The sequence below is a fragment of the Parerythrobacter lutipelagi genome (assembly GCF_005434975.1).
In the GTDB taxonomy this organism is placed as follows: Bacteria; Pseudomonadota; Alphaproteobacteria; order Sphingomonadales; family Sphingomonadaceae; genus Parerythrobacter_A; species Parerythrobacter_A lutipelagi.
In genome coordinates, this window is the sequence record NZ_SKCJ01000001.1 from 1,118,153 (window position 1) to 1,131,309 (window position 13,157).

At 61.7% G+C, this 13,157-nt stretch carries 9 protein-coding genes and 1 tRNA gene; 1 reads left to right on the forward strand and 9 read right to left on the reverse strand.

Going from position 1 to position 13,157, the window contains the following annotated elements; all coding sequences use genetic code 11:
* The first annotated feature begins 63 nt into the window (after window positions 1-63).
* Window positions 64-3,378: an amidohydrolase family protein gene (locus E0502_RS05605; RefSeq protein WP_137676929.1), complete on the forward strand. Its 3,315-nt coding sequence runs from the start codon at window positions 64-66 to the stop codon at window positions 3,376-3,378.
* Window positions 3,379-3,388: 10 nt separating this feature from the next.
* Here the strand turns inward: E0502_RS05605 and E0502_RS05610 are convergent.
* From E0502_RS05610 to pepN, 9 genes are all read right to left on the reverse strand, one after another.
* Window positions 3,389-3,462, reverse strand: a tRNA-Gly gene (locus E0502_RS05610).
* Window positions 3,463-3,541: 79 nt separating this feature from the next.
* Window positions 3,542-4,084 (reverse strand): OmpA family protein, encoded by a 543-nt coding sequence (locus E0502_RS05615; protein WP_161593708.1) that lies wholly within the window; start codon window positions 4,082-4,084, stop codon window positions 3,542-3,544.
* 59 nt (window positions 4,085-4,143) lie between these two features.
* A complete protein-coding gene (locus E0502_RS05620) occupies window positions 4,144-6,018 on the reverse strand; it encodes a cation:proton antiporter (RefSeq protein WP_137676931.1) in 1,875 nt (624 codons plus the stop codon).
* Between the two features lie 70 nt (window positions 6,019-6,088).
* Window positions 6,089-6,625 carry an adenine phosphoribosyltransferase gene (locus tag E0502_RS05625; RefSeq protein WP_137676932.1) on the reverse strand — a complete coding sequence of 179 codons (537 nt, stop codon included), beginning with the start codon at window positions 6,623-6,625 and terminating at the stop codon, window positions 6,089-6,091.
* Between the two features lie 106 nt (window positions 6,626-6,731).
* Entirely contained in the window at window positions 6,732-7,583 is an 852-nt protein-coding gene (locus tag E0502_RS05630; RefSeq protein WP_137676933.1) for a cytochrome c1, read from the reverse strand.
* Between the two features lie 21 nt (window positions 7,584-7,604).
* Entirely contained in the window at window positions 7,605-8,894 is a 1,290-nt protein-coding gene (locus E0502_RS05635) for a cytochrome b (RefSeq protein WP_137676934.1), read from the reverse strand.
* Window positions 8,895-8,905: 11 nt separating this feature from the next.
* A complete protein-coding gene (gene petA / locus E0502_RS05640) occupies window positions 8,906-9,490 on the reverse strand; it encodes a ubiquinol-cytochrome c reductase iron-sulfur subunit (RefSeq protein ID WP_137676935.1) in 585 nt (194 codons plus the stop codon).
* 210 nt (window positions 9,491-9,700) lie between these two features.
* Window positions 9,701-10,435: a peptidoglycan editing factor PgeF gene (pgeF, locus tag E0502_RS05645; protein ID WP_137676936.1), complete on the reverse strand. Its 735-nt coding sequence runs from the start codon at window positions 10,433-10,435 to the stop codon at window positions 9,701-9,703.
* 43 nt (window positions 10,436-10,478) lie between these two features.
* Window positions 10,479-13,130: an aminopeptidase N gene (gene pepN / locus E0502_RS05650; RefSeq protein ID WP_137676937.1), complete on the reverse strand. Its 2,652-nt coding sequence runs from the start codon at window positions 13,128-13,130 to the stop codon at window positions 10,479-10,481.
* Window positions 13,131-13,157 lie beyond the last annotated feature (27 nt).

The window sequence follows — 13,157 nt, forward strand, 5'->3', positions numbered from 1 at the left end:
GCGGCGATGGACGCGGGCGCACAGGCTGCTTACAACATCGCCAATTCACCTTGGGAGTGCATCATGAAATTCACCGTCGCTTCGGTTCTGGCCGTCCTGTTTCTCGCGCCCGCTGCCTACGCCCAAGATGGCGACGGGCCGCCGGTGGAAGAGACCGAAGCGCCGGAAAACGAAGCCCGTAATCCCGATCAGCAGACCGACGGTTTGCCCGATCCGGGACCGGGCGGAGCCGATGGCACAGCGGGCAATGACGAGGCGGACGCCAAATGGGATGTGAATGCGCCGAAGGGTGCGACAATCCGGCAGATTGCGATCGACACCGACGAAGGCAGCTGGATGGATGTCGATGTCAGCCCCGATGGCCGGCTCCTTGCGTTCTCCTTGCTGGGTGACATCTACACCATGCCGATCGCCGGCGGCACCCCGACACGGATTGCCGAAGGGCTGGCCTGGGAAGTCCATCCGCGATTCTCGCCCGATGGCAGCCGCATCGCCTTTACCTCCGACCGCGCGGGCGGCGACAATATCTGGCTGATGGATGCCGATGGGGCGAACAAGCAGCAGCTGACCAAGGAAAGCTTCCGCCTGCTCAACCAGCCTACCTGGAGCCCGGACGGGCGGTTCATTGCCGCGAAGAAGCATTTCACCACCGGGCGCTCGCTCGGCACGGGCGAAGTGTGGCTCTATCACGTCTCCGGCGGCGGAGGGGTCAAGCTGGTCAAACGCCCGAATGAGAACCACCAGAAAGAACTGGGCGAACCGGTTTACGCGCCCGACGGCAGCGCGATTTACTACACGCGCAACAACACCGGCGGACCAATCTTCGAATATGCGCAGGATTCCAACGCGGGCATCTTCCAGATCGACCGCTACGACGTCCAGACGGGGGAGATCACGGAAGCGGTCGGCGGCTATGGCGGCGCGGTACGCCCGGCCCCTTCGCCCGATGGCAAGAGCATCGCGTTCGTCCGCCGCGACAAGGATCAGTCGCAGCTTTGGGTGAAGGATTTCGCCAGCGGCAGAGAGCGGATGATTTACGGCTCGCTCGATATGGATGTGCAGGAAACCTGGGCGGTTACCGGGGTTTATCCCAATATCGACTGGACGCCCGACAGCCGCGAGATCGTTTTCTGGGCGGGCGGCAAGCTCTATCGGGTCGATGTCGCCAGCGGAGCTTCGCGCGAAATCCCGTTCCGGGTGAACGATACACGCGGTGTGGCTGACGCGCCGCACCCGGTGATCGAAGTGGCGCCCGACAGCTTCACCACCAGCATCCCGAAATTCGCCAGTGTCTCTCCCGACGGGCGCAGCGTGGTGTTTGAAACGCTGGGCAAGCTTTATGTAAAGCCGGCCACAGGCGGAAGCGCACGGCGGCTGACATCAGGCGATGGCATCGAAGCCTTCCCGGCATGGTCGCGCGACAGCAGCCGGATTGCCTATGTCCGCTGGACCGACGAGGGGCTGGGTCAGATCGTCACCACCGGCGCACGCGGCGGCAATACTTCTGTCGTCACCAGCCTGCCGGGTCACTATCGCAACCCGCAATTTTCGCCCGATGGGAAAACCATCGTGTTCGAAAAGGGCTCCGGCGGCTATCTGACCTCGCCCGATTACTCGGAAAACCCGGGCGTCTACCGCGTCGCAGCCAGCGGCGGCACGCCCGAGCTGGTCCAGCGCGGCGGCGGATCGCCGCAATTCGCAGCCAGCAACGACCGCATCTTCATGCTCGAAGGCGGCGACGGGTTGAAGCTCGTTTCCACCGATTTGAACGGCGAAGCGAAACGCACCCATGCGAGCGGCGAACTGGTCAACGATTACCGTGTAGCGCCCAATGGCAAATTCATCGCTTTCCGCCAGAACTACGAAGCCTTTGCCATGCCGTTGCTGCCCGGCGGAGCTGAAATCTCAGTCGACAAAGGCTCGAGCGCATTGCCCGTAACCCGTGCAAGCAAAGGCGGAGCGGACTATATCGGCTGGTCGAAGGATGGAGACAGCCTGCACTGGAGTATCGGACCGACGCTCTACACAGTCTCCACCGGAGCGTTGTTCCCGAATTCGCCTGACCAGGAAAACAGTTTCACTCCGCCTGCTCAGGGCCTTTCACTCGCGATGTCGCAGCGTGCCGCCAAGCCATCGGGCAGTGTGGTGATCAGCGGCGCTACGATCCTGACCATGGCGGGCGACGGCGCCGGCCGGATCGAGAATGGCACCATTGTCATCGAAGGCGACCGGATCACCGCTGTCGGCGGACCGGAAATGCGGCTGAGGGTTCCAGCGGGAGCGAAGACGATCGATGCCAGCGGCAAGTTCATCATGCCCGGTCTGGTCGATGCCCACGCGCATGGTCCGTATGGCACAAGCGATGTCGTGCCGCAGCAGAACTGGTCGCTTGTCCAGCAACTGGCGATGGGCACGACGACCATGCATGATCCCTCGTCCAGCGCGAGCCAGGTTTTCGCCGCTGCGGAACGGCAGCGCAGCGGAACCCTGCTATCCCCCCGGCTCTTCTCGACCGGAGAGATCATCTACGGTGCCAAAAGCCCAAGCGTATACGCCGAGATCAATTCCTACGAAGATGCGCTCGCCCATGTTCGCCGGATCAAGGCGCAGGGCGGCCACTCGGTCAAGAACTACAACCAGCCGCGGCGCGAGCAACGCCAGATGGTCGCGCAAGCCGCGCGCGAAGAGAATATGCTGGTCGTGGCCGAGGGCGGATCGCTCTTCGGGATGGATATGAACCTCGTCGCGGATGGCAATTCGACGGTCGAGCACAATGTCCCGCTGGATGTCTTCTACCAGGATGTGGTGCAGTTCTTCAGCCAGTCGCAAAGCAATTATACGCCCACACTGACCGTGACCTATGGCGGCCTTGCCGGTGATCCATACTGGCGGCAGGCAACCGACGTGTTCGACAATCCTCTGCTAGCGCATACGCCGCCGAAGATCCTGCTGGCACAGACGGCGCGGCGCACGAAAGCGCCCGAATGGGCGTTCGTCGACGACAACGCCGCGCGCGAAGCGAAGAAGCTGGCCGATGCAGGGGTCAAAGTCTCTATCGGTGCGCATGGTCAACAGCCCGGGATTGCCGCCCATTGGGAGCTGTGGAGTTTCGTGCGCGGCGGGATGAGTCCGGTCGAAGCATTGCGCGCCGGCACTATCGTTGCCGCGCAATCGCTGGGCATGTACACAGATATCGGCAGCCTGGAAACTGGCAAGCTGGCCGACCTGATCGTGCTCGACGCCGATCCAGCGCTCGATATCCGCAACAGCGATAAAATCGATCACGTGATGCTTGGCGGCCGGCTCTATGAAGCCTCGACAATGAACGAGATCGAGAGCGGCAACACGATGCGCCGCAAATACTGGTGGGAGGATTAAGCAGGAAAGGTGGAGCGGGTAGCGGGAATCGAACCCGCATAACTAGCTTGGAAGGCTAGGGCTTTACCACTAAGCTATACCCGCCCGCTCAGGCCAGCGCGCTTGCCACCAGAAGGGCGGCCTAGTCAACATTTTGTGGCATGGCAGCACCAATTTCCGAAAGCTAGGCGGGAGGCGTTGCAGCAGCTTGCGGCGTTTCAGCTGCTTTGGGCGGCGTGACAGGCAACAACACCGTCAGTTCCACCCGGCGATTGGCCTCACGGCCCTTTTCATTGGGGGTGCCGTCCGGATTGGCATTCGGTTCGATCGGGTTCTGTGCCCCAAAGGCAATCACCTTGATCCGGTTTTCTGCAACGCCATTGGCCACGAGATAGTCCCGAACGGCTTCTCCGCGTTCGCGTGAAACCCGGTCGTTGATTGCATTGCTTCCGCCCGCACCGCTGTGCCCGCGAACGATGACTGCCCCGCCTTCCGCGAGCTGGTCCGACGAGAGGACGCGCTTCAGAATCGCCGTGGCGGCGGCATCCAGTTCGTCCCCTCCTTTGGCGAAGGATATCGTTTCGACCAATGGCTCCAACGCTTCTTCGGTTGCCTCCACACTCGCTTCGGGATCGAAGATCGAGTTGGTCGGCTCAGCTTCGGGCACGCCGGTCGGCTCTTCCGTCGGCTGCGGGTCCGGTTCGGGCGCGCGTTCGCTGCAGGCCATCAGGGATAGGCAGAGAAGCGCCGCTGTCGCGGATCGAAACATTGTAGGTCCTCGTTTGATCATGTCGTCTGGGGGTTCTGTTTGGTGCCAGCGCGTTTGGCAGCGCGCTCTTCGGCAGAAGTGGCTTTGGGCGGAGTGAAAGACACGATTGTGTCGCCTGGCCGCGGCTCCGGCCTGGCAGCGTGCGTGAAGAACCGCAGGCGGCCGCTTTCACGAACAACAAGCAGCATATGCGCCGTATCGGGCAACACTTCCTGCGCATCTTCGAAGTCGAACTCGTCCGACAGGCGTGTCTTGCGGAAAATCCAGCCTTCGCCCTGCCGCTCGTTGACATCCGATACGCCAAAGCCGGATTCGAACAGGGCGCGCCCTCTCAGGCTCGGCGGCATCGCGTAGCGATCGGTTTCATCGGTCGATTCGCCAAGCTGATAGACCGAATCGCGGCCAATTTCGTAAGCGAATTCGTTGCACACGAGGGCATTGTACGCCTCGTTCTCTGTCGCGGCGACCAGCGTCTGGAACGGGGCGAGGTCGAGGTTGTGCTCGGTCGCTTCGTTGAGAATCTCGCCATGATAGGTCGGCAGACCCTCGCGCCGGGCAGACGCCAGCCTTTGCCAGCTCTGATCGACGATGGTCACCGGCACCTTGAGCGTTTCCATCTGCTTCGCCAGCGATATCGTCCACGGCGTGCTCCCCACGATGAGAAGTCCGGGCCGGGTGGTGCCCTTTACCTTCAGCCAGCGGGCGACGTGATCGATAGTGAAGCCGTGCGCGACGATCGTCACCACGACGACGGCAAAACTGAGCCCGATCAGCAGATTGCCGTCGGCAAAGCCGATATCGCTCAGCCGGAGTGCGAACAGGCCGGAAATCGCCACCAGCACGATACCGCGCGGGGCGATCCAGGCGAGGAACAGCCGCTCGTTCCACGGCACGGAGCTGAACGCCAGGCTGATCAGTATGGTGACCGGGCGCACGACGAACAGGAGCGCCAGCAGGAACAGCATGATGCGGAAACCCTGCTCTTTGCGCGGGTCGAGATATTGCAGATCGTCCAGCGTGAGCGAAGCGGACAGCAATATGAAGATGCCGGACACCAGCAGCACTGCGATGTTCTGTTTGAACGGATGGATCGAACGCAGGCTGGAAACATGCATGTTCGCCAACGCTACACCCATGACAGTGACCGCGACGAGCCCCGCTTCGTGCTCGATCTTGTTGGACAGCACGAACACGCCCACAACAGTCACCAGCAGGACAGGAACCTTCAGGAATTCTGGGATCGCCCCGCGCGGGAAGCTCCAGGCGATAGCGCGGGCGGCGGCGTAGCCGATCAGGCCGGCAAGGATCGCCGCAATGATCATCGGCGGGACGACTTCGAACAGGCTTGCGCCAGGATTTTCGGAGACCTTGCGGAAATACTCATAGGCAATGACTGCGCAGAGTGCGCCGGTCGGATCGTTGACGATCGCTTCCCACTTGAGGATCGAAGCCGGCCGCGTCTGGACCGACGATTGGCGCAAGAGCGGGATCACGACGGTCGGGCCGGTAACCACCAGAATACCGCCGAACAGAACCGCCACCGGCACGGCAAGGCCGGCAATGTAATGGCCGGCCGCAGCGCCCGCCGCCCAGCCGACAGCCACGCCGATCGTAGCGACGCGCCACACGGCTTCGCCGGAATGGCGCAATTCCCGGTAATCGAGGCTAAGTCCGCCTTCGAACAGGATCAGTGCCACGCCTATGGCGACCATCGGTTCGAGCAAGTCGCCGAAGGCTTCTTCGGGATGCATGATATCGAGGCCGACCGGCCCTGCGATAAAGCCCGCCGCCAGCATCAGCACAATGGCCGGCCAACCGGTCCGCCACGCAACCCATTGCGCGCCGATTCCGAGCACGCCAACGAGTGCTATGACAAGTGCCTGTTCTTCCACTGGTGTTCCTTGCGATCCCTCGTTCTGGCATCAACGTCCGGGAAGGAAATTCTTTCCCGTCACCGCTGACTCAGTCGCCGTCGAACGCCATCAGCGCGTCAACTTCGACCCCTGCTTGGCGCAGTTTGGCGGCACCGTCCAGATCGGGCAGGTCAATTGCAAACACTGCCCGGTCGACGATGGCACCGGCATTGCGGAGCAGCTCGACAGTGGCCAGCGCAGTCCCGCCGGTGGCGATCAGGTCATCGACGATGACCACTCTCTTGCCCTTGCCAATCGCGCCCGGGTCAATCTCAAGCCGATCCGTCCCGTATTCCAGCGCATAGTCGACACCGAGCGTTGCGACCGGAAGTTTGCCCGGCTTGCGCACGGGAACGAAGCCTAGGCTGAGATCAACCGCAACGGCGGCACCGAAGATAAATCCTCTCGCTTCCATCCCCGCAATCGCCGACGCGTCGGCGGCGCGCACATGCTCGGCCATGAAGCCGATCGCGGCAGACAAGCCTGCCCCGTGACCGATCAGAGTGGTAATGTCGCGGAACTGGATGCCCGGTTCGGGAAAATCGGGCACAGTGCGGACCAGCGCCTTGAGCTCGTCTCTGGTCACGATTGCGACCCGCCGTTGATCAGGTGAAGCGCAGCCGCACCAATGAAAACGCCTCCGGCATCATGGCGATGCGAGAGGCGTTTGAAGAGTGGATACGAGGTGCGGATCAGTCGGCTTCCGACTTCTTCGGCTTCACCCCGGCCCAGATGTTCTTGTAAGCAAGATAGGCAAGGATCGTGGCAAAGAACAGGAAGCCGATGAACCACCAGCCGGTCTTCTTGCGTTCCTGCATCTTCGGCTCCGCCGTCCACGCAAGGAATGCTGCGACGTCCTGCGACATCTGATCGACCGTGGCTTCGGTGCCATCATCATAGGTCACCTGACCAGCAGCTGTCAGCGGCGCGGCCATGGAAAGGTTGAGGTTCGGGAAATACGGATTGAAGTACGCGCCCGGAGGGGTTTCGAAATCCGGAAACTCTTCCTTCAGGCTCACGCCTTCGTCGTTTTTGTAGGTTGCCGCATCAGCATAGCCGGTCAGCAGCGCATGGACGTAGTTCGTGCCATCGTGACGCGCCTTGGTGATCAGCGACAGGTCCGGCGGGTTGCCCTGGCCGAAATACGGCACCGGCGGGAAGTTGTCGGTCGGCAGGCCGGCTTCGGTTTCGACTTCACCGGTCGAGGCATTGTATTCCGGGACCTGCCATTCGGCAGCAAGGACTTTGACCTGCGCTTCGCTGTAGCCGATTGCCTGAAGGTCGCGGAACGCCACGAATTTCAGACTGTGGCAGGCTGCGCAGACTTCCTTGTAGACCTTGTAGCCGCGCTGAAGCTGCACGTTGTCCCATTTGCCGAGTGGACCGTCGAACGAGAAAGCCACGTCTTCAGGGGCCTTGTGAAAAACGTACTCTGCCGTTTCCACATGCTCTTCGGACGCCCAGGCAATGAACCCGGCGACGAACGAGATTAGCGCAACGCCTGCGAAGACGAGGCCGGTGAGAATTCCAAACAGACGGATCATGTCGTTAGCTTTCCTTCGTCCTCAGGCCTTGGCCGCCGCTTGGGCGTCCAGCGTGGCATCGTCATCCTTGCCCAGCACTGCTTCAGTGATCGAATAGGGCAGCGGCGCAGGCCGCTCGATCGAGGATACGATCGGTACAATCACCAGGAAGTGCAGGAAGTAATACGCCGTCGCGAGCTGGCTGAGCATGATGTAGGGTTCTTCAGCGTGCGCACCGCCAAGATAGAACAGCAGCGCGAGGTCGGCCATCAGGACCCAGAAGAACTTGCGATAGAGCGGGCGGTAGCGCGACGAGCGCACCGGCGACTTGTCCAGCCACGGCAGGAAGAACCACAGCAGGATCGACGCGAACATCGCGAGCACGCCCCACAGCTTGGCCGGCAGGATGAAGTCGAAGGTGAAGGCGCGCAGGATCGCGTAGAACGGGTAGAAATACCATTCGGGGACGATCAGCGCCGGTGTCGAAAGCGGGTTCGCTTCGATGTAATTGTCCGGGTGGCCGAGTGCATTCGGCATGAAGAACACGAACAGGCAGTAAAGGATCAGGAACACGCCCAGTCCGAAGCCGTCCTTCGCCGTATAGTACGGATGGAACGGCAGCGTGTCGCTTTCCTTCTTGACCTCGATACCGGTCGGATTGGTCGAACCCGGAATGTGCAGCGCCCAGATGTGCAGGATCACAACACCCGCAATGACGAACGGCAGCAGGAAGTGGAGCGAGAAGAAACGGTTGAGCGCAGCGTTGTCCGGCGCATAGCCGCCGAGCAACCAGATCTGCAGCGGTTCACCGACCAGCGGGATCGCACCGAACAGGCCGGTGATGACCTTGGCGCCCCAGAAGCTCATCTGGCCCCATGGCAGGACATAGCCCATGAAAGCGGTCGCCATGCACAGCAGGAAGATCACCACGCCGAGCAACCAGATCATCTCGCGCGGGGCCTTGTAGGACCCGTAATAGAAGCCGCGGAAGATGTGCATGTAGAGCACGAGGAAGAAGAAGCTTGCCCCGTTGGCGTGCATGTATCGCAGCAACCAGCCCCAGTTGACGTCGCGCATGATGTGCTCGGTCGAGCTGAATGCGACCAGCGCATTCGGCGCGTAATGCATCGCGAGGATGACCCCGGTGATGATCTGCAACACCAGGCAGAACCCGGCGAGAACGCCGAAGTTGTACATGTAGTTGAGGTTGCGCGGAACCGGATACCCGGCACCGACGGCGTTGTAGACGAGGCGCGGCAAAGGCAGCTTCTCGTCGACCCACTTCATCAGGGGGTTCTGCGGTTCGTACTGGCTGGCCCAGGGAAAGCTCATAATCGTTTCTCTTAGCTCTGACCGACGACAATCACGGTGTCGGAAGTGAATTCATAGTCCGGAATCTCGAGGTTCGTCGGTGCCGGGCCCTTGCGGATGCGGGCGGCAGTGTCGAACACCGAGCCGTGGCACGGGCAGAAATAGCCGCCGAACTCACCGCGTGTCTCGCCGTCTGCCGCGCCGAGCGGCACACAGCCGAGGTGGGTGCAAACGCCCATAGTGACCAGAATGTCTTCGTGGCCCTCTTTGGTCCGCTCTGCCAGCGTCTGCGGATCACGCAATGACGCGACAGGGACGTCGTTTGCCTCTTTGATTTCCTGCGGCGTAAGGCGGCGCACGAACAGTGGCTGCTTGCGGAATACCGCCTTGATTGCCTGACCCTGCTCGATGGCCGAGATATCGACTTCAGTCGTGCTTTCAGCGAGCACGTCAGCCGATGGTGCCATCTGGCTGACGAACGGATAAATTACCGCAAGGCCGCCGATGCCGGCTGCGCTCACAGCAGCGACGTTAATGAAATCGCGGCGACGAACACCGTCGTCGCTTGCATCTTGTACCACCGTGTCCGGTGTCGCCGTGCCAGTCGTTTCAGCCATCGATCCTGCCTAGCCTTGCAGCAAATCCGCGCGGATGCGCGGGAAGGTTCCAGTTGTCCGGTTCCGGTCAGCCAGTGTGGAAGTTTGGTCCCCGAATGGGAACGCCCCTGTCTCGGCCTATCCGGTGCCGGTTTGGGCGCGCTGATAGACGGGAATGCGCCATGTGCCAACTGCCTTTTTGGCACGACTTGTTCGCTGAAGCGCAACCTTTCAGCTGGCCAGCGGACCCGCGAGCCCGATGACGCTGAGCTGACGACCGTAATTCGCCTCGCCGCGATGGGTCGCCCGGCGATAGGAATAATAGCGGAACGATCCATCGTCCGCGCGCGTCGCACTATAGGTATCGTCAGCGACACTTTCCGGCTGCGACACTCCGGATTGACGCAGAAGTTTACCGACATATCCCGCCAGATCGAACTGCCAGTGACCTTCGCGACCGGATTCGAAGAAGCCGGCATCATCGGCCATCGAGAAATTCTTCCGGAAATCTTCGCCGACTTCATAACTTGCCTGCGCGATGCACGGACCGATGGCAGCAGCAATTCGCGATCGGTCGGCGCCAATCGATGTCATCGCGTCAACCGTCGCTTCGATTACCCCTTCGTGCGCCCCGCGCCATCCGGCGTGTGCGGCGGCGACAACCCCCGCTGCCCGGTCAGCCAGCAGCACCGGCGCGCAATCTGCCGTTACGATACCCAGCAGCAGGCCCGGGCGGTCGGTCACCACCGCGTCGACCTGCGGCCGGTTCTCCCATGCCCAGGTTTCGGTCACGATTGCCGCCTTCGCCGAATGCACCTGATAAGGCGTGACGAGGCGGGCTCCGGGCAAGACCGTCTCGCTCACGATCCGGCGGTTCGCACGCACATCCGCATCGTCGTCGCCCGCACCGAACCCGCATTGCAGGCCGGCAACCTCGCCCTGTGACACGCCGCCCGATCTGGTCATGAACCCGTGCGGGATACCCCGCAGGGCTTCGGCGACAACCGCTTCAGCCAAGGGAGCGGGTCACTTGCTCAAAGGTATCGCGCGACAGATTGTCTGCCGCCGCAATCCGCTCGAGCTCCTGCCGCATCAGCGCCGCACGGACCGGTTCGATCCGCCGCCAGCGCCCGAGCGCCGGAACGAAACGCGCCGCAGTCTGCGCATTGATCGGGTCGAGTGCGAGAATAACGTCCGCAATCATCCGGTAGCCTTCGCCGCTTTCCAGATGGAAGCCATGCGGATTGCCGGCAAAGGCCATATAGAGCGAACGCACCCGGTTGGGGTTGCGCATGGTGAAGTCGGGATGTTCGGCAAGTGCCTTCACATGCTCGATGGCGTTGGGGTGGAGCGAGATCGCCTGCAGGGTAAACCACTTGTCGATGACCAGATCGTTGCCCTTGTAGCGGCGATAGAAGTCGATCAGCTTGTCGGTCCGCGCAGCGGTACCGAGCCCGGCAAGCACCATTAGCGCACCCTGCCGGTCAGTCATATTGTCCGCCCCGGCATACTGGTGCGCGGCAAGCTGCGAAGCCTTCTCGGGATCGCTCGCGGCGGCGTAGACCAGCACCTGCGTCTTGACCTTGCGCGCACCGCGTGCGCCCTCTCCGGCGTAGGGCACTTGCTCGACACGCTCGTACAGCGCGTGAAATTCATCACGCAATTGCATCCCGAGCCATGCCTTGAGCCCTTCGCGCTCGGTGTGGAGGCGCCCCGGGTCGGCGACCAGCATCTGTTCCATCAGATAGGTCTGACTGGGCAGCATCATCAATTCACCGCGCATCAGATCATCGATGCTTTCGTCGGTCAGAATGGCCCCGAGCGCCTGTCCGATGGCCTTGCGTCCTGCATCGCGCGCGGCATCGTCCAGCCCATCACCCGCGGCGGCGACGATATGCGACACGACCAGTTCCTGCATCGCCTCGTATCGCGCAAAACTGTCATCATCGCGGGCGGCAAGGAACACGAGGTCCTCGTGCCGGACGCTGCGTTCGATTGTCACCGGCGCGGAAAACCCGCGATTGATCGACAGGATCGGCGGTTTGTCGAAACCCTTGAAGTTAAACCCTTTTTGCACCTGATCCAGAATGAGCAATTGTTCGCCGCCGTGCTCGCCCGTGTCCCTGTCGAACAAGGCGATCTTGAGCGGGATCGGCATGGGCTTCTTGTCCGGCTGCCCGGGCGTTTCAGGCACAGCCTGCGTGAGTGTCAGCAAGGTCGTGTCGCCCGAATGCAGCAGCGAAGCTTCGACCTTGGGCGTCCCGGCCTGCGAATACCACAAGCGGAATTGCGCAAGGTCCAGCCCCGCACCCTCTTCCATTGCCGAGATGAAATCTTCGCAGGTCGCCGCTTCGCCGTCGTGGCGGTCGAAATAGAGATCGGTCCCGGCGCGGAATCTCTCCGGCCCGGCCATGGTCCGCATCATGCGGATCACTTCGGCCCCTTTGTTGTAGACGGTGGCGGTGTAGAAATTGGATATTTCGCGGAAGCTGTCGGGCCGGATCGGATGGGCCAGCGGGCCGCTGTCTTCGGGGAACTGGGCCGAGCGCAGGATGCGCACATCCTCGATCCGCTTCACTGCCTCACCCTGCATGTCCTGGCTGAACAGCTGGTCGCGCAGCACGGTGAAACCTTCCTTCAGGCTCAGCTGGAACCAGTCGCGACAGGTGATCCGATTGCCCGACCAGTTGTGGAAATATTCATGCGCGATCACGCCTTCGATCGCGTCGAAATCGGCGTCGGTCGCAGTGTCGGGATCGGCCAGTACGTATTTCGTGTTGAAGACGTTGAGCCCCTTGTTCTCCATCGCCCCCATGTTGAAATCGCTCACTGCGACGATGTTGAACAGGTCGAGGTCATATTCGCGGCCGAACACGTCCTCGTCCCATTTCATGCTTTTCCTGAGCGATTCGAGCGCATGGTCGGTGCGCGCCAGATCGTCACCGCGCACCCAGACGTTGAGCTCGACCTCGCGGCCAGACATGGTGGTGAAAGTATCGCTGTTGGCAACCAGATCCCCTGCGACCAGCGCGAACAGATAGCTCGGTTTGGGCCAGGGATCGTGCCACTCTGCCCAATGCGTGCCGTCTGCACCTTCTCCTTGAGCCACCTTGTTGCCGTTGCACAGCAGGATCGGGAATTGCGACTTCGGCCCGCTCATTCGCACCGTATAGGTGCTCAGCACATCGGGCCGATCCGGGAAGAACGTAATGCGGCGGAAGCCCTCCGCCTCGCACTGAGTGCACAGCATGCCGTTGGAGGCATAAAGACCCATCAGCTGCGAATTGGCCGACGGGTCGATCTGCGTGACGATTTCCAGTTGGTGCGCATCGCCCGGCAGTTTTACGATCAGATCGTCGCCCACCATCGTCCAGTCGTCGACCGGCTCACCATCGCGGGCCACCGAAACGGGCTTGAGACCGTCACCGTTGAGGCGGATATCCTCTGCCCGATCGGCATCCGGATTGCGCTCGACACTGAGCTTCGCGGCAATTCGCGTCGATTCGAGGCCGAGCGTGAAATCGATCGCGGTTTGCGGCACCAGCCACGCGAACGGCTGGTAATCCTCGCGCCGGATCAGCGGCGGTCGCTTCGGTTCAGGCGGCGCATCGGCCAGCTGGATGTTTTCGTTCGGGACGGCGGGGTTGCGGGCTATATCCATGGGCTGCGCGTTACTCTCTTTCCTGAT

Bases quoted from the DNA above. Each gene is read 5' to 3' on its own strand.
- pgeF (WP_137676936.1), bottom strand. From the start codon at position 10,435: ATGACCAGATCGGGCGGCGTGTCACAGGGCGAGGTTGCCGGCCTGCAA.
- E0502_RS05635 (WP_137676934.1), bottom strand. From the start codon at position 8,894: ATGAGCTTTCCCTGGGCCAGCCAGTACGAACCGCAGAACCCCCTGATG.
- pepN (WP_137676937.1), bottom strand. From the start codon at position 13,130: ATGGATATAGCCCGCAACCCCGCCGTCCCGAACGAAAACATCCAGCTG.
- E0502_RS05605 (WP_137676929.1), top strand. From the start codon at position 64: ATGAAATTCACCGTCGCTTCGGTTCTGGCCGTCCTGTTTCTCGCGCCC.
- E0502_RS05630 (WP_137676933.1), bottom strand. From the start codon at position 7,583: ATGATCCGTCTGTTTGGAATTCTCACCGGCCTCGTCTTCGCAGGCGTT.
- E0502_RS05615 (WP_161593708.1), bottom strand. From the start codon at position 4,084: ATGGCCTGCAGCGAACGCGCGCCCGAACCGGACCCGCAGCCGACGGAA.
- petA (WP_137676935.1), bottom strand. From the start codon at position 9,490: ATGGCTGAAACGACTGGCACGGCGACACCGGACACGGTGGTACAAGAT.